At 30.1% G+C, this 21,937-nt stretch carries 23 protein-coding genes; 12 read left to right on the top strand and 11 right to left on the bottom strand.

Going from position 1 to position 21,937, the window contains the following annotated elements:
* Nucleotides 1-11 precede the first annotated feature (11 nt).
* From AC1XJX_RS02065 to AC1XJX_RS02020, 10 genes are all read left to right on the top strand, one after another.
* Nucleotides 12-515, top strand: coding sequence for a DUF4920 domain-containing protein (locus AC1XJX_RS02065; RefSeq protein WP_482002305.1), 504 nt, complete (start codon nt 12-14; stop codon nt 513-515).
* 1 nt (nt 516) lies between these two features.
* The gene (mnmC2, locus tag AC1XJX_RS02060) at nt 517-1,203 is read left to right on the top strand and encodes a tRNA (5-methylaminomethyl-2-thiouridine)(34)-methyltransferase MnmC2 (protein ID WP_482002304.1); all 687 of its coding nucleotides are present in this window, start codon (nt 517-519) and stop codon (nt 1,201-1,203) included.
* A gap of 118 nt (nt 1,204-1,321) precedes the next feature.
* Nucleotides 1,322-2,233: a TIGR01777 family oxidoreductase gene (locus tag AC1XJX_RS02055; RefSeq protein ID WP_482002303.1), complete on the top strand. Its 912-nt coding sequence runs from the start codon at nt 1,322-1,324 to the stop codon at nt 2,231-2,233.
* 134 nt (nt 2,234-2,367) lie between these two features.
* Nucleotides 2,368-3,096 carry an energy transducer TonB gene (locus AC1XJX_RS02050; protein WP_482002302.1) on the top strand — a complete coding sequence of 243 codons (729 nt, stop codon included), beginning with the start codon at nt 2,368-2,370 and terminating at the stop codon, nt 3,094-3,096.
* A 159-nt stretch (nt 3,097-3,255) separates the two neighbouring features.
* Complete coding sequence (locus tag AC1XJX_RS02045; protein ID WP_482002301.1) at nt 3,256-3,681, top strand: DUF2141 domain-containing protein; 426 nt, start codon at nt 3,256-3,258, stop codon at nt 3,679-3,681.
* 13 nt (nt 3,682-3,694) lie between these two features.
* The gene (locus AC1XJX_RS02040) at nt 3,695-4,318 is read left to right on the top strand and encodes a hypothetical protein (protein ID WP_482002300.1); all 624 of its coding nucleotides are present in this window, start codon (nt 3,695-3,697) and stop codon (nt 4,316-4,318) included.
* A 23-nt stretch (nt 4,319-4,341) separates the two neighbouring features.
* On the top strand, nt 4,342-5,685 hold the full coding sequence (locus tag AC1XJX_RS02035; protein WP_482002299.1) for a 2TM domain-containing protein: 1,344 nt from the start codon (nt 4,342-4,344) through the stop codon (nt 5,683-5,685).
* 13 nt (nt 5,686-5,698) lie between these two features.
* Complete coding sequence (locus tag AC1XJX_RS02030) at nt 5,699-6,034, top strand: 2TM domain-containing protein (protein WP_482002298.1); 336 nt, start codon at nt 5,699-5,701, stop codon at nt 6,032-6,034.
* 2 nt (nt 6,035-6,036) lie between these two features.
* On the top strand, nt 6,037-6,360 hold the full coding sequence (locus AC1XJX_RS02025; RefSeq protein ID WP_482002297.1) for a 2TM domain-containing protein: 324 nt from the start codon (nt 6,037-6,039) through the stop codon (nt 6,358-6,360).
* A gap of 109 nt (nt 6,361-6,469) precedes the next feature.
* Nucleotides 6,470-7,225 carry a LytR/AlgR family response regulator transcription factor gene (locus tag AC1XJX_RS02020; protein WP_482002296.1) on the top strand — a complete coding sequence of 252 codons (756 nt, stop codon included), beginning with the start codon at nt 6,470-6,472 and terminating at the stop codon, nt 7,223-7,225.
* Nucleotides 7,226-7,237: 12 nt separating this feature from the next.
* Here AC1XJX_RS02020 and AC1XJX_RS02015 read toward each other — a convergent pair whose 3' ends face one another.
* The 4 genes from AC1XJX_RS02015 to AC1XJX_RS02000 all read right to left on the bottom strand — a co-directional run bounded on the left by AC1XJX_RS02015 (nt 7,238) and on the right by AC1XJX_RS02000 (nt 11,644).
* The gene (locus AC1XJX_RS02015) at nt 7,238-8,671 is read right to left on the bottom strand and encodes a CotH kinase family protein (RefSeq protein ID WP_482002295.1); all 1,434 of its coding nucleotides are present in this window, start codon (nt 8,669-8,671) and stop codon (nt 7,238-7,240) included.
* A gap of 5 nt (nt 8,672-8,676) precedes the next feature.
* Nucleotides 8,677-9,669, bottom strand: a complete 993-nt coding sequence (lpxD, locus tag AC1XJX_RS02010) for a UDP-3-O-(3-hydroxymyristoyl)glucosamine N-acyltransferase (RefSeq protein WP_482002294.1) — start codon at nt 9,667-9,669, stop codon at nt 8,677-8,679.
* A 60-nt stretch (nt 9,670-9,729) separates the two neighbouring features.
* Entirely contained in the window at nt 9,730-10,902 is a 1,173-nt protein-coding gene (locus tag AC1XJX_RS02005) for an LETM1-related biofilm-associated protein (RefSeq protein WP_482002293.1), read from the bottom strand.
* 166 nt (nt 10,903-11,068) lie between these two features.
* Nucleotides 11,069-11,644: a superoxide dismutase family protein gene (locus tag AC1XJX_RS02000; RefSeq protein WP_482002292.1), complete on the bottom strand. Its 576-nt coding sequence runs from the start codon at nt 11,642-11,644 to the stop codon at nt 11,069-11,071.
* 123 nt (nt 11,645-11,767) lie between these two features.
* Here AC1XJX_RS02000 and hemN point away from each other — a divergent pair, with 123 nt between their 5' ends.
* Entirely contained in the window at nt 11,768-13,132 is a 1,365-nt protein-coding gene (gene hemN / locus AC1XJX_RS01995; RefSeq protein WP_482002291.1) for an oxygen-independent coproporphyrinogen III oxidase, read from the top strand.
* Nucleotides 13,133-13,147: 15 nt separating this feature from the next.
* Complete coding sequence (locus AC1XJX_RS01990; protein ID WP_482002290.1) at nt 13,148-13,981, top strand: universal stress protein; 834 nt, start codon at nt 13,148-13,150, stop codon at nt 13,979-13,981.
* Here the strand turns inward: AC1XJX_RS01990 and AC1XJX_RS01985 are convergent.
* From AC1XJX_RS01985 to ccoG, 7 genes are all read right to left on the bottom strand, one after another.
* Nucleotides 13,971-15,377: a TolC family protein gene (locus AC1XJX_RS01985; RefSeq protein WP_482002289.1), complete on the bottom strand. Its 1,407-nt coding sequence runs from the start codon at nt 15,375-15,377 to the stop codon at nt 13,971-13,973. The genes AC1XJX_RS01990 and AC1XJX_RS01985 overlap by 11 nt on opposite strands.
* Nucleotides 15,374-16,735: an HlyD family secretion protein gene (locus tag AC1XJX_RS01980; RefSeq protein ID WP_482002288.1), complete on the bottom strand. Its 1,362-nt coding sequence runs from the start codon at nt 16,733-16,735 to the stop codon at nt 15,374-15,376. Before AC1XJX_RS01980 ends, AC1XJX_RS01985 begins: the two co-directional genes overlap by 4 nt.
* A gap of 4 nt (nt 16,736-16,739) precedes the next feature.
* Nucleotides 16,740-18,401, bottom strand: coding sequence for a peptidase domain-containing ABC transporter (locus AC1XJX_RS01975; RefSeq protein ID WP_482002287.1), 1,662 nt, complete (start codon nt 18,399-18,401; stop codon nt 16,740-16,742).
* A 2-nt stretch (nt 18,402-18,403) separates the two neighbouring features.
* Nucleotides 18,404-19,078 carry a TetR/AcrR family transcriptional regulator gene (locus AC1XJX_RS01970; RefSeq protein WP_482002286.1) on the bottom strand — a complete coding sequence of 225 codons (675 nt, stop codon included), beginning with the start codon at nt 19,076-19,078 and terminating at the stop codon, nt 18,404-18,406.
* 125 nt (nt 19,079-19,203) lie between these two features.
* On the bottom strand, nt 19,204-19,905 hold the full coding sequence (locus tag AC1XJX_RS01965; RefSeq protein WP_482002285.1) for a sulfite exporter TauE/SafE family protein: 702 nt from the start codon (nt 19,903-19,905) through the stop codon (nt 19,204-19,206).
* A gap of 2 nt (nt 19,906-19,907) precedes the next feature.
* Entirely contained in the window at nt 19,908-20,354 is a 447-nt protein-coding gene (locus tag AC1XJX_RS01960) for a FixH family protein (RefSeq protein WP_482002284.1), read from the bottom strand.
* Between the two features lie 122 nt (nt 20,355-20,476).
* Nucleotides 20,477-21,901, bottom strand: a complete 1,425-nt coding sequence (gene ccoG, locus AC1XJX_RS01955) for a cytochrome c oxidase accessory protein CcoG (protein WP_482002283.1) — start codon at nt 21,899-21,901, stop codon at nt 20,477-20,479.
* Nucleotides 21,902-21,937 lie beyond the last annotated feature (36 nt).

Below are 21,937 nucleotides of genomic sequence, written 5' to 3'. Positions count from 1 at the left end.
ATATTTATATCATGAAATCAATAAGCTTATTAATTATTAGTGTTTTAGTGTTAAATTCTTGCAAAAAGAAAAATGAAGAATCTCGAAAAGAGGAGAATAAAGTAGAAGAAATAGCGTATGTGTCTTTTGGAAATGAAATTATAGCAGATGACGCCATAGCTTCAAGCTCTATGGCGGCTCACTATAAAGCTATGAATGTTGGTGATAGTATAGATTCTAAAATTACGGCTAAAGTAATTGAAGTATGTCAATCTAAAGGTTGTTGGATGACTTTAAATCTTGAAGATGGAAATGAAGTAATGGTTAAATTTAAAGATTATGGGTTTTTTGTTCCTAAAGATATTGCGGGAAAAGAAGTGATTGTAAATGGTAAAGCATTTGTAAATGAGGTTTCTGTTGATGAGCAACAACATTATGCCGAAGATGCAGGAAAATCTAAGGAAGAAATAGCTCAAATAACAGAACCTAAAAAAACATATTCGTTTGAAGCAAATGGTGTTTTAGTAAAGCAATAATTTGAAGCGCGAAATTGTTATAACTGGCGATGGATCTTCAACAATACATCTACCAGAATGGGATGAGCATTATCATTCTAAACACGGTGCCATACAAGAAGCTTATCATGTTTTTATAAAGCATGGGTTACATCATTTTTGTGATTCTAAAACTTTTAAGAATCATTATAATATTTCAATTCTAGAAATTGGTTTTGGTACGGGTTTAAATGCATTTATAACCTTTTTGGAAGCTGAAAAGTTACAACTGCATATTGATTATTTTGGAGTGGAAGGCTATCCTGTTCTAATGGAAGAAATCAGTCAGCTTAACTATTCCAAAGAATTAAAGTCCCAAATATATCAAACTACTTTTAATAAAATTCACGAATTTTCTTGGGATAAAATGCATGAGCTAACCCCTAATTTTCAACTCACTAAACAACACAAAATGTTTCATGAAATAAATGATTCAGATACTCATGATATCATTTATTTTGATGCTTTTGGAGCTAGAGTTCAGCCAGAATTGTGGACAGAAGCTATATTTAAAATCATGTACAAGGCTCTTAAAATTAATGGGGTTTTAGTAACTTATGCAGCAAAAGGTAGTGTTAGACGTGCGATGCAAAGCGTTGGTTTTATGGTTGAAAAATTACCCGGACCACCAGGTAAACGAGAAATGCTTAGAGGAACTAAACAATCATAAAATAGTTTTTTAATTGTTTTGAGAATTTTAATATTTTTAATAGTCATAGGTATTGTTAAACCTTCCATAAAATTACATTAGAAAGATTTACCTTTTTGTATTTTTACAAAAAAATAGAATGCGAGTTTTAATTACTGGAGCTACAGGATTAATTGGAGGAGAAATAGTTAAACTTTGTCATAAAAAAGACATAAAAGTAAACTATCTAACCACCAGTAAATCTAAACTTCAAAAAGAAGCAAATTACCAAGGTTTTTATTGGAATCCTCAAACTCAAGAAATTGATAAAGATTGCTTTAAAGATGTTGATGCTATTATACATTTGGCTGGTGCAACAGTATCTAAAAGATGGACGTCTAATTACAAAAAAGAGATTTTGAATAGTAGATTAGAAACTACTCAATTACTTGTAAATAGCTTAAAAGGCGAAACCCATACCATCAAGCAAGTTGTTTCGGCTAGTGCTATTGGTGTTTATCCAGACTCATTAATTAATTATTATGATGAAGATTTTAAGATTAATAAAGAGTCGGCATCATTCTTAACTCAAGTTGTAAATAAGTGGGAAAATGCCGTTGATGCTTTTTCAATATTAAATATTACAGTATCAAAAGTTAGAATAGGCTTAGTATTATCAAACAAAGGAGGCGCCTTACAAGAAATGGTAAAACCTGTAAAATTAGGCATAGGTGCTGCCTTTGGAGACGGTAAACAATGGCAATCTTGGATTCATTTAAATGATTTAGCCAATATATTCCTTTTCGTATTAAAAAACAATTTAAGTGGGTCATTTAATGGTGTTGCACCAAACCCCGTTACTAACCAAGAATTTACTAAGAATTTAGCTAGTGTTTTAAACAAACCTTTGTTTTTGCCAAATATCCCTAAGTTTTTTATGAAACTTGTTCTAGGAGAGATGCATAAACTGTTGTTTGAAAGTCAACGGGTTTGTTCTAAAAAAATAGAAACTAAAGGTTTTAATTTTAAATTCAACAACTTAGAACCAGCCTTAATTAATTTATTGAAGTAATTTTAAACAAATTTTCATCTTTATATTTCTTAAAGTGATACAAATTAGGCAATAAGTCTTTTTTGTAACATGACATTTATCATACTTATTTATTGATGTTTACAATAATTTTATGGTATTAAATATTATTTGTCATGAAAACTAAAAAGAATCCACAATTAGAAATTGGCCGAAATAGCAATATTTATTTTGCTATTGGTTTGAACTTAATGTTGTTGTTATCTTGGAGAGCATTAGAATACAAAACTTACGAAAAAAGTGATTTTGTAATGGAAATGGTTAATATGGACGAACAACTAGAAGAAGATATTCCACTCATAAACATAAATACACCTCCTCCTCCACCACCTCCAGCTGTAGTAAGTGAAGCTATTCAAATAGTCGAGGATGTTGAAGAAATTGAAGAAACTATTATTGAAAGTACCGAGATAGGACAAGATGATGCAATTGAAGAACGTATAGTAGAAGTAGGAGATGTAAGTGTTGAAGAAGTAGAGGAAGATGTTGAGGTTGCATTTGCTGTTATTGAAGATGTGCCAGTTTTTCCAGGATGTGAAGGATTAACTAAAAGCCAAACTAAAGATTGTTTTCAAGCAAAAATTCAAGAACATGTAAAAAATAATTTCAGATATCCTGAAACTGCTTTACAACTAGGAATTCAAGGTCGTGTATCAGTAATTTTTGTAGTAAACACAAAAGGTTTTACAAGTAACATAAGATCTAGAGGTCCGGATAAAGTTTTAGAAAAAGAAGCCGAGAGAATTATTGGCGTGCTTCCTAAAATGTTGCCAGGGAAACAACGTGGTAAACCTGTTAGTGTTGCTTATGCTGTTCCCATATTTTTTAAATACGCAGAAAATTAATTTTTTTGACAAATATTATTTTAATTAAAAGGCTAGGGGTTTAAAACCTTAGTCTTTTTTTTTACAATTCAGCTTTAAAAAACAACAGTTCGGTTATTACCTTTTTTAAAACGTCATTTTGCCTTAGATATTTGTACCACCATTTAAAAACAAATTATCATGCAAAACCTAATTAAAATTTTCTGTATTACCATTCTAAGTATTTGTTCTTCTTTCGCACAGGAAGAAATTATAAATGATATTGAGGTAGTTATTACTAATCTAAGTAGTAATAGAGGGAAAGTATTTGTATCACTTTATAATTCAGAAAGCTCTTTTTTAAGCAAAGGGATTAAAGCTACTTACACTAAAATTGAAAACAATAATTGTAAAGTAACTTTTAAAGATGTACCATTTGGAGTTTATGCAATTTCTTTGTTTCATGATGAAAATGGTAACAATATAATGGATTCTAATTTTTTAGGAATTCCGAAAGAAGCTTATGGATGTTCTAATAATGCTAGAGGTTTTATGGGGCCACCAAAATGGGAAGATGCAAAATTTCAAGTAACCAATTCAACTGTAAAACAAATTATTAAACTTTAAAAAATAAAAAATTATGAAACATGTACTCACTTTAACATTAATTCTAGTTTCAGGATTAATATCTGCACAAACTAACTACGAAAAAGGTATGCAAAATGCCTTTGAACTTTGGGCAGACAATAACCCAATAGAAGCCTCAAATTTATTTGAACGCATAGCAGCAGCAGAACCAGATAATTGGTTGCCAAACTATTATGCGGCACATGTTAATATTATGAATAGTTTTGGAGAAAGAGATGAAGAGAAGTTAAGCGCTAAACTTAATAAAGCACAAGATTTAATAAATGATGCTTCAACCATATCAAAAGACAACCCAGAAATATTGGTATTACAAGCTTTGTTGCATACAGCTTGGGTAGCTTATGATGGTGCAACTTATGGGATGACATTATCTGGAAAAGTGGTGGAATTATATAGTAAAGCTGAAAAAATTGCTCCAGAAAACCCAAGAGTAGTTGCTTGTAAAGCAGAGTGGGATATGGGTGGTGCGCGTTATTTTGGTCAAGATGCTAAGCCATTTTGTAAAGATATAGAACGTGCCATTGAACTTTTTGCTAACTTTAAACCAGAAACACCTTTTCATCCTAATTGGGGAAAAGAGCATGCAGTTAAAATTTTACAAACTTGCAACAAATAATATTATTTTTTTAGAGTATTATCATGACAAAATCAATTAAAAATATCTTCATCACTTTTGTAATAGGATGTATCGTCTTTATTATTGGACACTTATTAGTAGATGGTTTTGAATTTGAGAATTTGAATGAAGCTCTAACTGATTTTATATTTTATCAATTATATGCATTTGTTCTTGGTTATTCAAATATGTATTTTTTTGATCGTATTAATCGATTTAATTGGAAAAAAGAAAGCACAGTTAAACGTATTATTTTTGGTGTTGTTGGATCAACAATAATAACTTTAATGGGGTTATTTTTTCTAAGAGCCTTTACATCTTTTGTTTATACCGATAAAACTTTTTATGAGTTTATAGCGAATGAAAAGTTTAAGTATTACCAATTCGGACTTTGGATTACCTTAACCATAGTAAGCATTTTTCATATTATCTATTTCTATAATAGATACCAACAAAATCGAATTAAAGAACAAAAGGTAATAGCTGGCACCGCAAATGCTAAATTTGATGCATTAAAAAACCAATTAGATCCTCATTTTCTGTTTAATAGTTTAAATGTGTTAACCAGTTTAATTGAAGAAAATCCATTAAACGCCCAAAAGTTTACAACATCACTATCTAAAGTATATCGCTATGTTTTAGAGCAAAAAGATAAAGAATTAGTAACAGTTGATGAAGAATTGGAGTTTGCAAAAACTTACATGGCTTTATTAAAAATGCGTTTTGAAGATAGTATCATTTTTGAATTGCCAGAGAGAGCAGCTAACCCAGAAAGTAAAGTTGTACCACTATCGTTACAATTACTACTCGAAAATGCTGTTAAGCATAATATGGTAACTACCAGTAAGCCATTACACATTAAAATTTATGAAGATGAAAACTATTTAATCATCGAGAACAATTTACAACCAAAACAAATAGTAAAAAAGAGTAGTGGCGTAGGTTTAAATAATATCATGCAGCGCTACGAATTGTTAACCAATAAAAAAATTAATATCAACAAAGAAGCAAACCGTTTTGCAATAGCTATACCAATGCTTACTAAACAAATATCAGTTATGAGAACCCAAAACAGAAATCAAATAGACGATGGTTATTTACGAGCACGTAGTCATGTAGAAGAACTTAAAGGCTTTTATTACAGCCTGATATCATACATTTTAGTAATTCCTTTTTTAATATTCGTTAACTATAAAACATCATGGGGTTTTCAATGGTTTTGGTTTCCTATGTTTGGTTGGGGTTTAGGTTTAGCTATTCATGCTTTTAGAGTTTTTGTTAATAATGGTGCGTTTGGCAGAAATTGGGAAAAACGTAAAATAGAAGAATTTATGCAACAGGAAGAACAAAACAACCGTTGGAATTAATAAAACAAACATTATGGAACTCATAGAAAACAGACTCACAATAAATAATTTTAAAAGAGAAGAAGCCTATATAAGAGCAGAAAAAAGATTAAAAGAATTAAAAGGCTTTTATTGGCATGCCTTCTGGTACGTTGCTGTAAACATATTTATTATTGTATTAATTGCATCAAACACCAATGGGGATATTTGGAATTTTGGTACCTTTTCAACACCAATTTTTTGGGGTTTAGGTCTGGCTTTTCATGCCTTAGCAGTATTTGGTAAAAATTTATTTTTTAGCAAATCATGGGAAGAACGTAAAATTAAAGAGTACCTAGACAAAGAAGACGATAACTTCAAATTTCAATAACAATGAAATCAGAACAAGATAAAAAAGAGCTTTACATAAAAGCTAAAAATAAAGTTAAGAACATAAAAATATTTTACTATCATTTAGTAGGCTATTTTATAGTAGTAGCACTTCTTTCATATAATTTATACATCATAGACGAAAACAATCCGTATGCAGATTTTTTCAAATGGTTTAACACCATTATCATGATAGCATGGACCATCTTTATAATCATTCATGGTTGGCAAGTTTTTAAAGGTAGAATTTGGTTTAAGAAAAGCTGGGAAGAAAAAAAATTAAACGAATATATGGAACACAACAATAATAAAATCACTTGGGAGTAACCACATTTAGGCGTTACCCATAAAGGGTCGCGCTTTCCATTATATCTTTTTTTCGTACCTCAAAAAAGGATACCATTTCAATCGCTAACGCAAAACACAGCAAAAAACAATGAATGTAATTATTATAGAAGACGAAAAGCCATCGGCACGCCGTTTGCAACGCATGTTAAGTGCATTACAAATAGAAGCAGAAACCATGTTGCATTCTGTAGAAGAATCAATAGATTGGTTTCAAAATAACGAACACCCCGATTTAATTTTTCTAGACATTCAATTAAGTGATGGCTTATCTTTCGAAATTTTCGAAGCTATTCATATTAAAAGCGCAGTTATTTTCACAACAGCTTACGATGAATATGCGTTGCAAGCCTTCAAACTAAATAGTATCGATTATTTATTAAAACCTATAGATGAAGACGATTTAGCTAAAGCCGTAAAAAAATACCAAGAACGTGAGCCACAAAAACAAGCTGTTACTCTAGATTTTAACGATATTAAAAAACTACTAATAAACCCGATAGATAGAGAATATAAAAAACGTTTTTCGGTAAAAGTTGGTCAACATTTAAAACTAATTAATATCGATGACATTGAGTGTTTTTACAGCGAAAACAAAGGCACTTATTTACATACCACAGAAGGCAGAAATTATCTTTTAGATACCACACTAGAGCTTTTAGAAAATGAACTTGAGCCACAAACCTTTTTCAGGATAAACAGAAAGTTTTTTGTTAATATTAATGCAATTAAAGATATGGTTAGTTACACCAACTCCCGTTTGCAAATAAAACTTAACTCTTACAAAGACGATGAGATTATTGTTGCTCGGGAACGCGTAAAAGATTTTAAAGCATGGTTGGATTAATTTTTTATTAAATTATAAATTTTCAATATTATCATCCATCCATTGTAACCTAAACTCAAGATAATCAATTAATGCATCTATCTCTTCACTGTAGGAAATATTGATACCAGTCCATCTATTATAATTTCTTTCAATTGCACCAGTTTCAATTAAATAGTTTGATGTGTTTTGAACTAAACTTACAACCTCCCTATTTGAAAAAACATTGGTTCTTAAAGTATTCCATCGTTGTTTAATTTCATTTTTAAATTGCGGATCTTCCATGAGTCTTTTCCACCAAAAGGGCACTAACCAAGCATCGTTTGGCGCATAACTATTGTAGTTTATAATCCAATCTTCTACAGGCATTCTATCCGTATCATTATATCCTATATTTAAATCCCAAACGGGTCCCATTTTTAATTTACCATTAAGGTCTTTAGACATAAATGTACTTATTCTATAGGCATCAATATTTCTAACTAATTCATTAAGTAAAAAATAATCTACAAAGCTATTTACATCTATATATTCAGGATATGTTCTAATTCCAGAAGAAAAATCATCATTTAATAAAGCGGTTTCAAAATCATAAATGTAATTTTTAATGTACTCCTTTTGTTCTGAAGAAATATCTTCAGCCTTGGGATATTCATATAAAAAATAAGTTTCTAAATTTTGATTTGAATGATATGGGGGTCCAAAAGGCATGATATTTAAAATTTCTCTATTTACGCTATAAGAAGATCTAAAACTGATGTTTTCATTATATCTAGCATCATCTTCCCAATTAGTCTCGTAATATGCCAGGGGTTGATTAGGTGCTACATCTCCACCAGAAGTTTTATCTATTTTAAGTATATAACCTCCACTTATATTATCTGGGTCATTTTCATCAGGAGTTAATTTTTTAATATCAATTCTATTATCGTCTCTTTTTAATTTCTCCATAAAAATATAAGTGCCAGAAAAATCACCATTAACGGTGAGTTCAACAAACTTACATCGGCTAGCATAATTTCCCATAGATCGATACAGTTCATATCCTATGTAATGCCTCATTAGAGTAGGGTCGAATAATGTGTTTGTACTTGATCTAAATACTTGTCCTGTTAAAATCCAATCTTCTTCTTCTGGAAAGCCTAATATAGCTGTATCTATACCATCATTAAATTCATCCCAAGTTTCAAAACCAAACGATTTTTTATCACTTAACCGAAATGATGTAGAGCCTCGGTATTCAATTCCAATTTGGTTTTCAAAAACTAATTCACCATTTTCTAAAATTTTTAAATATCCTGGTATTTTAGGTTCGTTTTCTATACTCGTATTTGTTTCAATTATGAAAGAAGGTAAACCAGAAACTGGAGTATTAGTTGATGGTTTAGCTATTCCAATTTTTTCTATTTCACAACTTGTTACAATTAATATCGATGTTATTAAAAAATATCTAAATAATTTATTCATAAACATTACTGTTTTGCCAATTTTCTCATAACTACCCACTGTTTAAGCATATCTCTAGCATCTTGTGCAGGATATCCTAAAACGGTTTTTCCAGCTTCAACATCGCCAACTACTCCAGAACCAGCTCCAACCGTAGCTCCAGAGTGTATGGTTGTGTGGTCTTTAATAGAGGCACTTCCACCAATTATTACTCCATCTCCAAGAGTTACTGATCCTGCGAGTCCGCTATGTCCTGCCATAATACAAAAACGCCCCATAATACTATTATGCGCTATTTGTACTAGGTTATCAATTTTACACCCATCACCTACAATTGTTGCACTAAACTTAGCTCTATCAACACAAGAGTTTGCGCCAATTTCAACATAATGGCCAATAATTACATTTCCTATTTGTGGTATTTTTGTTAAGCCTCTACCATCATCACTTGGGCGATAACCAAATCCATCAGCACCAATACTTACATTGGTATGAAAAATACAGTGGCTGCCTACTATACAACGCTCCCTAATTACAGTTCCAGACCAAACGGTTGTATAATTGCCAATGGTAGTTTCATCAAACACACAAACATTAGGGTATAATATAACGCCTTCGCCTAACTCAACATCTTTACCTATATAACAATTAGCACCTATTTTACAACCTTTGCTTATAGTTGCTGTTTCATGTATTACCGCAGTTGGATGAATATCTATATCAAAAACAGGAGGTGGCGGATTGAATAATTCTAAAATTTTAGCCATCGCTAAATCTGCATTTTTCACTTTTATTAAGGCTCGATTTTCACCAGTTTCAATATTTAAGTTGTCATTTATAATAGCTGCGCAAGCTTTAGATTCTGCCCAATATTTTAAATATTTTGCGCTGCCAATAAAAGTAATTTGATTGTCTTTAGCAGTTTGTAATTGCTCCGGACCTTCAATTTTAAGAGACGTGTTTCCTATTAATTCGCCTTGTAAAACATCATTAATTTCTTGTATAGTGTAAGATGCCATTTATTTAGTTTTGGTTAGTGTTTTGTAAATCTACTGAAAAATTATAAAAAGATTATTTTTTTAATCTTCAATCCTATTTTCATCAAAAGCAGATGGTAATAATTTTGGAATAAACTTAACTACCAACGGTAGTAACAAAGCGCCGCCTGGAAGTAAAAAGATGGCTAAACTTGGTATGGATTTAAAGATGTCTAAAAGTTGTTCTTGAACTTTTTTTTGTTCTTCTTTATTTAAATCTCTTATTGTAGATTGAGTAAGTAGCACCATGAGTTCTTTGCTATCTTTTAGTTCTCTGTAAAGGCGTTTACTATTTCTAGTAATAAGTTTTATAACCACCCTACTAGAATTGTTATAAAAACTTTGAACAATATTTTTTGAACTTAAAAGGACAATATTATCTTTATTAGTAGTGTAAAATTGATTAACCGTTTCAATTGATGTTTTGATGATAGAAACGTTGAGATTTAAATCCTGTCCTAATTTTTTTAAAAACTTCTGTTCTTCAATATCAATAATAGCATCTGTCCAGGTAGCCATACATGCTAAGTCTAAAATGTAGAATTTTTCAAAGTCTGTTTTGATAAAATTTAAGGCTGTTTTATAATCCAAATTTGAATTATCATAATAGCGCAAAGATGATTCAAATAATTTAATTAAACTTTCGTCATACTGATTTTTTATGGCTTTAGAATTTAAAACATCTAACGAAATTGATGCGATAGCAGCTTCCATATTTTTAAGATAATCTATTGAAATTGCATCGTCACTTAAATATTTTTTAAATGCTAAAACATCTACAAATAATAAAGCATTTATAATAAAGTAATTAAAATTTTTGGTAATTAAATTCCCATTTATTTGTATGCGCCTATGAATTATTTTTTCTAACTGTTCGCTAGATTTTTTTCCAGATAAGAGATCGTTAAAAAAAGTTTTTCTAGTCTCGTTTATACTTTTGTAAAAATTTATTACACTATCAGAGAATACTTCATTGGTCTCTGATTGGATGTGAATATAATAAAATGAAATTGCTAAATTTAACTTACAAAGTTCTTCTTCAGTTAAATCATCTTTTTTTAGAACTTGACCAATTATTTCTTGATTACTCCCATAAATAAAGCCACAACTTCTTAATTCTTCATAGAAATCATCTTCACTGTATTTTAATAAAAGATGGTTTTTTTCTACTTGCTTAAGCAATTTTAGTATCCAACCTGTAGCAGATGGGTTCATAATACTTCACTATATAAATGAGTGATAAAAGTAAGGTTTTTTGAAATTTAAAATAGATTTTTTATTCAATAAACTAATTTCTTTCTCATTTCAATTTTAAAATTGAAAAAATAAAAAAGCTACTTGTAAAGTAGCTTTTAATAAATTAAAATTTAATAATAATAAGTTATTCTATAATACCTGCACAACTTACTCTAGCTCCTGCAGCTCCAGATGGCTGTGATATTAGATCATCTTCACCGGCATGTATAATAACACTTTTACTAACAATGTTTTTTGTGTCGTCATCACAATTAATACACCACTCGTCTGTGCTAAATTCAATGGTAGCATTTCCGCTTTCATCAGCAGTAAAATTACCAATATCGCCTTTATGATATCCAGCTTCTGCACCCCAAGCGCCATGTGGTTGATTGGTTGGATTCCAGTGTCCACCAGCCGATGTGCCATCAGCTGTAGAACAATCAGAAGTTGCATGGATGTGTATAGCATGTACGCCTGATTTTAAACCACTTACTGTTGCTAGCATTTTAACTGTACCATTATCTTCAGTAAAAACAACATTACCACTAACATTACTTTCGCTTTTAGCATTTAAAGCTATAGTTAACGTTTTAGTATTAACTTCTTCTATAACCATTTCAGTAGATTCGTTTTCAACTACTACTTCCTCTTTTTTTGTTTGTTTACAAGCTGTTGCGCTAATGGCAAAAGCTATCATTAAAACACTTATTTTTTTCATTTTAAATTGATTTTTTTATTTAACCGAAGTTAAGAGAATATAACTGCAATTACAAATATTACATGACATATATCATATTTTTAATTATCTGATTCCTATAATTTTGAATAATAAAAGTAAGTTATGATGAATTCGTTAGTCAATAAATACAATGTAGCGGGACCACGTTACACGAGTTATCCAACGGTTCCATATTGGAATTTAGAGTCATTTTCATTAAAAAAATGGCAATCATCTTTAATACAATCTTTTAATGAAAGTAATGTAAATGAGGGTATTAGCCTATATGTTCATTTACCATTTTGTGAAAGTTTATGTACGTTTTGTGGTTGTAATAAGCGCATAACTAAACAGCATACCGTAGAAGAAGCCTATATTAACGCCCTTTTGAAAGAATGGAGTTTATATCGTGATTTGTTTAATGGAAGACCCATTATTAAAGAATTGCACCTTGGTGGTGATACACCAACTTTTTTTAGCCCTGATAGTTTAAACCGATTAATTACAGGGATTTTAAGACGTGCAGAACTTGCTGAAAATTATGAATTTAGTTTTGAAGGCCATCCTACCAACACAACTAGAGAACATTTACAAGTATTATATGATTTAGGCTTTAGGCGTGTTAGTTATGGCGTACAAGATTATAACGAATCTGTTCAAAAAGCTATACATAGAATACAAACTTTTGAGAATGTGAAAGAAGCTACAGAGTTAGCTAGAGAAATTGGTTATACATCTGTGGGGCACGATATTATTTTTGGTTTACCTTTTCAAACAAAAAAACATATTAAAGAAACAATTTTAAAAACTAAAGAATTATTACCAGACCGCTTAGCCTTTTATAGCTATGCTCACGTGCCATGGCAAAAAGGAAATGGGCAACGAGGTTTTAATGAAGCCGATTTGCCCTCTACCAAACTTAAACGGAAACAATACGAAATAGGAAAAAAAGTATTAGAAGAAGTTGGTTATGTTGAGGTAGGTATGGATCATTTTGCATTGCCAACAGATACCTTATACCAGTCTATGGTAGAAGGTAATTTACATAGAAATTTTATGGGCTATACAGCTTCAAAAACTCAGGCTATGATTGGTTTAGGGGTTTCAGCAATTAGTGATAGTTGGTATGGTTTTTCTCAAAATGTTAAAGGTGTTGAGGCATATTATCATTTATTAAATCAGAATATTTTACCAATTTATAGAGGTCATATTTTAAATGAAGAAGATTTAATTATTCGTAAGCATATTCTTAATTTGATGTGTCGTTTTAAAACATCTAGATTAAAAAACAAACTTTATTTTAAAGAACTTCCAGAAGTGCTTGATAGACTTAATGAAATGCAAAAAGATGGTTTACTAAATATAAGTTCTAATACAATTGAAGTTACTAAAAAAGGGCAACCATTTATTCGAAATATATGTATGGCTTTTGATTTACTTTTACAAAGAAATCAGCCCAAGACACAACTGTTTTCGATGACTATTTAACTTTAAATAAGTATTATGAAAAAAATTATAGTCCCTGTAGATTTTTCCGATTATTCAGAATACGCTTTGAAAACAGCAGCTAAACTTGCAAAAAAATATGAGGCAGAAATTTTAGCATTACATATGTTAGAGATGTCAGATTTATTATTAACCACATCAGATGGTATACAAATTGAAAAAGCAAACTTTTTTTTAAAATTATCTGAGGATAAATTTGAAAAATTTTTAAAAAAAGATTACTTAAATGATATTAAACTTACACCAATAATTAAACATTTTAAGGTATTTACTGAGGTAGATGATGTTGCTAAAAAACATGATGCAGATCTCATAATAATGGGCTCTCACGGAGTTAGTGGAGTGAAAGAATTTTTTTTAGGATCTAACACAGAACGCGTGGTTAGAAGTAGTGAGATACCAGTTTTAGTGGTTAAAAATGAAAGCAACGATATTAATTTTGAAACCGTGGTTTTTGCTTGTGATTTTTCAGAAGAATCAATAAAACCATATATTAATGCAGTTAAAATGTTTGATTCACTAAATTCAAAAATTAATTTTGTACATGTTAATTTACCTAATGAGCGTTTTCTGAGTTCTATAGAAATTGAAAAAAAAGTTGTTAGTTTTTTTACAAAAACCGAACATAATTTGGATAAGATGAAAGACGTTCATTATGTTTCTGATTATACAATTGAAGATGGGGTTTTAAACTTTGCTCTAAAAATGGGAGCTGATATTATTGCGATTCCAACACATGGAAGAAAAGGTTTAGCTCATTTTTTTGAAGGTAGTGTTGGAGAAGATATAGTTAATCATGCTACGTTGCCTGTAATAACTTTTAAAATTTAATATCAATATCTGATATAGCAAGAACATTGAATAAACCAGCTTTGGTGTTGAAAAACTCATTTTCTAACGAAATGGCTTTTAATTTAGCATCAATAAGTTTTGACTCTCTTGAGTTAACCAAAAACAAAGAGCTTTCTCCTAAAAAGAATTTACGCTCTTCAGCTTCTAGCATGGTACCATAATCATCTACAATAATTCGTGTGAATTCATTTTGCGAAATAAAAGATGCTAATTCTTGATTAATAGCATCTATTTTATTTTTTAAAGTTACCTCAGTTGATTTGATTTCAAATTGTGTGTCTTGCATTTTTAGTTTTGCCAATCTTAAATCTGCACGTTCTTTTCTTAGAAAAAGAGGAAAACTAATATTTAATCCACTTTTGTAAGCTGCAGTACTAAACGATCTTGATATTTCTGGAGTTTCAGAAAGAAAATTATATTGTAAATCAATTTTGGGTAATAAGTTATTAAGTGTTAAACGGCGTTCAATGTTTAAACTCTGTAATTTGAAATCTAATGATTGTAATTTTGGATGATTATTTAAATCTAAATTTTCAATATCAAGCGCAGATGTGTTTAAAGTAACATCAACTGATTGTAATGTATTGATATCAGGAATCACATTGTCTTTTATTTCAATAGGAGTGTTTTCATTTAACCATAAATAGTTTGAAAGTTCTAAAGATGATTTTATGAATTTAATTCTTGATTTTTCTAAATTTAACTTTCTATCATTTAAAGCAATTCGTGCTTCTAGCGTATCAATAGCTGGCATTTCACCAACTTCGTAACTCTTTTTTATCCCTTCAAAACGCATTTCGGCATTCACCAAAAATTCTTCGTAAACCCTTTTATCATTAAAACTTTTTAACCAGTTAAAGTAAGTAATTGTGGCATCATATAAAATATTATTTACCATAAGTTGTCTATCAGCTTGTGCTTGTTTTACAAACATTTTTGATTGTTTTAGCATAGCCATTCGTTTATTTATAAGTAAATCTTGAGCAACAGAAACAGAAACACCAACACTATATAATCCATCATTAGGAAGGTTAGCTTCAGGATCTAAGAAAACGCCATCATTTTCTTCAAAATTTCCTTTTAACTCGACGCCATACCAAGTTGGTATTTTAAAAGCAGCATTTAATTTATCATAATATTCTGTGCCTTTAAACTTTTTTCTATCATAATCTACTTCAAGTTTTGGATCGAAAGCACCACGGGCTTTCAGTAATTTAGCTTCACTTTCGTTGATTATTAAATTGGCCTGCTTAACTATTGGATGAAATGTTTTTACATAGCCTAAGTATTCAGATAAACCTATCACAGTTAAGCTGTCTTGAGCATGACTTAAAGTAACTACTGAAAATAATATGCCTAATAGAATATTTTTCATTTTTTATCTTTTTTGGCGGCTGACATTTTACTTCCTTCTGGTTGATAATAATTAGGAGGGAAACTGTTAATTTGTCTCCATAATTCAAACCAAATAGGCACATCTTCTAATAATGCTATTGTTCTGGCTCCAGAACCAACACGGATGGCTTCTGGCCAAGTATGATCGGTTTCATCAGGTGCTAATAAAATTCTATACCTTCCGTTATCGCTTATAAAATTTTCGATGGCTACAACTTTAGCACCATAGGTACCATAAGATACATTAGGCCATCCGCTAAAAACTATGGCTGGCCAACCATCAAATTGGACACGTACTTTTTCATCAATATGTATTAATGGCAAATCTATTGGTCTCACAAAGGTTTCAACAGCCAAATCATATTGCGCAGGCATAATACCTACTAGTTCTTCACCTTCTTTAAAAGTAACACCAATACCACCTGTTAATGCTTTGTTTATATATCCGTTTTGAGGAGCGGTTACATAAAGTAAATTATTACGCATTTTGTAATTTGTATACTCGTTTTCTAACTTAGTTACTTGTGCTTTGGCATCAAAACCACTAGATTGAGCCGTAAACATGTCACTTTGTGCTTTAGATATTTTGTCTGCATATTGAGCGGTAATACTAGAGAGTTCGATTTGTGCATTTATAACCTCATTTTTGCTTGCTAAATATTTATTCTCTTGAGAAATTAATTTAGCTTGAGTTTCTTGTAGCTTCAAACGTTTCTCCTCAACATCTTTAACAGCTTTTAATCCTTCATTTTCTAAAGTTTGAATTCGATTAAATTGAGTCTCTGCTATTGTGATATTTGTTTTAGCAGCTTCCAAATCAATACTATCGCTTTTAACTTTCAAATGAGCTTGTAAAAGTTTATTTTGAGTTTGTTCCATCTTTAATTTTTCTTCTTTCATTAAAGCTGTAACTTGTCTATTTAAAGCATCTACTTTACCACCATAAGCAACAACAGAAGATGATTTTGCTTCTATCTGCTCACTAGTTCGCTCAACTAATCTTTCATCAAAATATTCACTTTTAACTTCAGAAATTCTTAAAATAGTATCACCTTTTTCTACATAATCACCTTCTTGTACAAACCATTCTTCTATTCTTCCTGGAATTTGAGATTGTATAGTTTGAGGTCTTTGATTAGGTTTTAATGTAGTTACTAAACCTTGACCTGTAATATTTTGTGTCCATGGTAAAAAGAGAATAATTATCATGATGATAGCTGCTGCTAACAAAAACTTATTAAATTGTTTGTAGTAGTTTTTTCTAAATATGTCTTTTCCAGATTTGAAATCTGTAATTGGAACTTTTTTATTTAATTGATTATGAGATATATTAAGCATAGTCTTATTGTTTTTTAATTTCGCCTTTATCTAATTCGATGGTTTGCGAACATTTTGTTTTCCAAGTGTCATTACCGCTAACTACTACAATGCCCCAAGGCCTGTCTTTATCAGTTAAATAATTTATAATACCATTAGTTTCTGATGGGTTGAAACGATCTAAGGCATCTTCTAAAATTAAAATTTTAGGTTTTTTAAGAATAGCTCTTGCTAAAATTAGTTTTTTAGATACTGTGTGAGACATTTGTTTACCATCTGGATATAATATGGTTTGTAAGCCATTTGGTTGTTCTTTTATAAAGTCCATTAAGGCAATATTTGATAAGGTTTCAAATATTTCATCATCTGTAATATTAGGATTACCAAAAGTTAAATTTTCTTTAATGGTTCCTTCAAAAGGGGTTTCTTCCGTTAAAGATAATCCTAAATGTGCTCTAAAATGGTTTAGATTTAAGCTGTTAATCGATAAATTATTTATATTAATATTACCTGAAGTTGCTTGGTTTACTCCAGCTATCAAACGTAGTAGCGTTGATTTTCCAGAACCACTTTCTCCAGAAATTAAAATTCTACTTTTATTATTTATGTTAAGAGAAATGTTATGTAATAAAGGTTTTTCTCTATCAGGAACATCATAAGATACTTGATCCAGTTCAATATTAAGATCGTTTTTAAAGACTGGTTTTTCGCCGTCTTGATCTTCTAGATCTTTATCAACAATTTGCCCAATTTTTTCAATTGATGTTAGTACGTCGTAGAATGATTCTAAACCCAGAATTAATTTCTCAACAGATGCTATAACTAATAAAATAATAATTTCGGCAGCAACAAATTGTCCTATATTCATTTCTTGATTAAGCACTAATGCACCGCCAATAAGTAATAAACTTGCTGTAACAACTACTTTAAAGCTTATCATTTGTATGAATTGAATTACTAAAATTTTAAAATGACTTTCTCTAGATTTTAAATAGTCATTTACTAAATAATCGTTTTTAGATAACCCTAAATTAGTGTTTCCAGATAGTTTAAAGCTTATAATTGTTCTTGCAATTTCTTGAATCCAATGCGCTACTTTATATTTATTTTTAGATTCTTTTAAACTAGTTTCTAAACCTTTTTTTGCTGTGAATTTAAAAACAACATAAATAAGTACTAATAAAAGTAGACCAAAGATTATAAAAAATGGATGATAAAATGATAATAATATTAACGCAAATAGTATTTGTAAAATAGCTGTAGGAACATCTATTAATATTTTTGACAATCCTTTTTGAATGGTTAACGTATCAAAAAAACGATTTGCTAATTCTGGGGGATAGTAATTACGTAATTGTGCCGTTTTTATTTTTGGGAATCTATAACTTAACTCAAAAGAAGATCTTATAAATATACGTTGTTGGATAGTCTCAATAATTCTTAATTGCATCAATTGTAGAGCTCCAGAAAAGGCAACACCTAAAGTTACCAATACAACTAAAACTACCCACGATGTAGATATCTGCGCTCCTTGTATCAAATTAATAATGGCTTGAATGCCAAGTGGGAGTGATAAGGCTACAACACCCGCAAAAATAGCGTAGTAAAATATTTGGAATATATCTTTTTTCTCAAGTTGTAAAAGACCAATTAAACGTTGCCAAGGGGTCATATTCTGTTCAGCCATAATTATAATTTTAAGGTATTTAAAGTTAAGTTAACTAAGAAATTTGTTGGTGTAACATCTTCTTTACAATCTGTGATTGATGCGAAATGATCTTTTAAAAAATGCTGGTGTAGACTACCGTCAATGATAGTACTAGCTAAAGACGATGGATAATTATAATCAGGTTTAATTTCCTCAATGATATCTCTTAAACGTTGGACTACCCGTTTGTATATATTAAAATAGCCGTCTTTATTTTCTTTATCAACTTCCTTTGTTAAAAATGATTTTGAGTTTTCGTTAATTATGATGTTGTTTAAAACCACTTCATTAATATGTGTGTAGTTTGAATCTTCTTTGGTGGTTCTTGTAACTATTTGTATCGCCTTTTCAAGTTTTTCTTTTTTATCATAAATATTATGAGTTTCAAATACTAATTGATACTCTAACCAAGCCCAGTACCATGATGACAAGTATAATAAAAGTTTGTGTTTACTCTCAAAGTATCGGTAAATAGAACTCTCATTAGATCCTATTATGGCTCCCAGTTTTTTAAATGTAAAACTATCAAAGCCTATGTCGTTTATTAATAAAATGCTATGCTTGATAATGCGTTTTCCTAATTCAGACGATTCAGGATCTTTAACATAAATTTTTTCAGGAACAGCAATTTTTAAATTTGATAGTAAATTTGTCACTTTTAATTTATTTATACGCAAATATAATAGTATTACTATTAATAATGAAAATAAAACTATGAATTTTTATAAAAAATTTAACACTTATAAAAACTTAATAGTATAAATTGCTGTAAATAAGTATGTTAATGGCAGTTAATGCGGTTCGAAACCACATCGTAAACAGGTTCTGGAGATAGGTAAGGGATACCTAAACCTAGTCCGCGGATGATAAAAAGTACGCCAATTAAGATAACAAGTGCAGGAATTGCTTTTTGAATTTTTTGCCGAATACCATTTTTTAATAAATAACTAAAGTAAATAACTGAGGTCATTAAAGGGATGGTGCCTGTTCCAAAAATAACCATATATAAACTTCCATTTAAAGAGTTTCCAGATGCAATAGAGGCAAAAACTGCCATATAAACTAGTCCGCAAGGTAAAAAACCATTTAAAAAACCAATGGTTAAAAAAGTATCAGCAGTTTTTCTCTTTAAAGCTTTTCCGAGTGAAGATTTAACCTTAGAAATAAGTCTATAAATTGGTCTTGATACGTTGTATTTATTAAATAAGTTTTGAGGTATGATAACAACTAAAATCATAAGAATACCCATAGCAATCGATAATTGTTGTTGAAATCCAAAAAGGTAAAAACCTTCTCCAACAAGTCCAAAAACAAGTCCAATAATGCTATAAGATAAAAGTCTACCAAAATGATAAACCGTTATTTGAGATAGTTTTTTGTATGCATTATTCTGGTCAACAGGAAGCATAAAAGCAATGGGACCGCACATGCCTACACAATGAAAGCTTCCTAATAAACCCAATATAAATGCAGAGATTAACATATTTAATAATTTATCGATTTTTTAAATAAATAAGATTTCCCATTATATTTCCAATCTATTTTAATGTTCCAACGACCATCTACCAAACGATTGTCAGGTATGAGCAAATAAGATTCAGACAAAGAAATTTTAGTTTCAAAGTCTAACTGTTTGTTAGATGGTCTGTATAGGAACACATGTCCAGTAACTTTTTTAAAATCAAAATCGGTTGGAAAATTTATTATAAGTCCTTCTTCAGATTTTTTATAATCAATGTTTTTCACTAAAGTTTTAGAGTTCTCAAGTTTATTTATATCATCTTGATATGCTAACTCATCGGCATAATAATCCTCCGATACTAAATCATAATCATACTTATCATTAATATTCATGCTAATTATAAAGTACATTATAAAGCTAATAAAGCCTATAAATGCTAATACAATTCCAGTACCCCAATTTATTTTCATAATCTTTATTTTTATGGCATTCCCCTCGTTCCTCAGGTCGGGCTTTCGGCAGTCGCTCTTTTCAAGTAGCTCTAACAATGCCTCAATCCCTAATGCACTAGTTTTTCAAATCAATTTTTTTGTTACTTAAAACTCCTCGGTCCTAAAAAATTTGCCGTAGTAGTTTCAATAAGTTTATCACCCTGATAAACCCCAATTTTAATTTTATTTCTATCTCCTGTTAAAGTAGAATTATTAATTTCAATAAATAAAGTCCCTTTAGAAAGACCCTCACTTGGTACTATAAAATTATCACTAGTTGCTACCAGTTTTAACTCACCTTTATGAGACATTAATTTAAAACGTACATTTTTAATATCATTGGTGGTTTTATTCAATAATTTATAAGTAAAAACATTACTTATTATGTTATTATCTTTGTGTTCGTATAATTGTCCAGGTAATCTTAAAATAGTAGCTTCTATATCATTTCTCAAGAATAGCATGCCTGTTAATAATCCAATTAATATTACTAAAACTGCTAGATAACCTTTTATTCTATTTGTTAATTTGAAAGGTGTTTTGTTTTCAATATTTTCCTCACTAGCATAGCGTATTAAACCTTTAGGAAGGTTTATGCTTTCCATAATATAGTCACATTCGTCAATACAAGCAGTACAGTTAACACATTCTAATTGCGTGCCATTTCTTATATCAATTCCAGTTGGGCAAACATGCACGCACTGAAAACAATCAATACAATCGCCATGTCCTAATGCCTCTCTGTCTTCATTTTTTCTAAATTTTTTTCGTCCATTTTCAGCTTCACCTCTTTTATGATCATAGGCTACCACAATAGATTTGGTGTCTAGTAAAACACCTTGAAGTCTGCCATACGGACACGCAATAATACATACTTGTTCTCTAAACCACGCAAAAACAAAATAAAAAACAGCCGTAAAAATAGCTAATGGAATTAAAGTGCTAACATGGTTTAAAGGACCATCTGTAATGTATTGTATAAGTCTATCACTACTTATTAAATAAGCTAGAAATACATTAGCAATCAAAAACGAAATAATTAAAAAGACAATTAATTTTAACCCTTTTTTTCTTATTTTTTCGGCATTCCAAGGTTGTTTAGATAAACGTATTTGTTTACCTCTATCACCTTCAATCCAATATTCTATACGTCTAAAAACCATTTCCATAAAAATGGTTTGAGGGCAAATCCATCCACAAAAAATACGTCCAAAAGCTACTGTAAAAAGCGTTATAAAAACAACTCCAATAATCATGGATATAACAAATAAATGAAAGTCTTGAGGCCAAAAAGGAAAACTGAATATATTAAAGCGTCGCTCTAGAATATTAAACATTAAAAATTGATTTCCATTTATTTTTATAAAAGGCGATACTAATAAAAATGCTAATAACGCGTAGCTAACCCAAGTTCTATATTTATAGAATTTACCACTAGGTTTTTTAGGAAATATCCAAGCACGTTTACCTTCTTCAGTAATCGTACTCATGGAGTCTCTAAATGTTTCGTTATCTTGGGTTTCCAAAGTATTTAATTTTAAACCTGCTAGATTGTTTTACCT

The organism is Flaviramulus sp., from assembly GCF_982512915.1.
The sequence above is the reverse complement of the archived record's forward strand: the minus strand, read 5'-3'. Positions and strand labels throughout refer to the sequence as shown.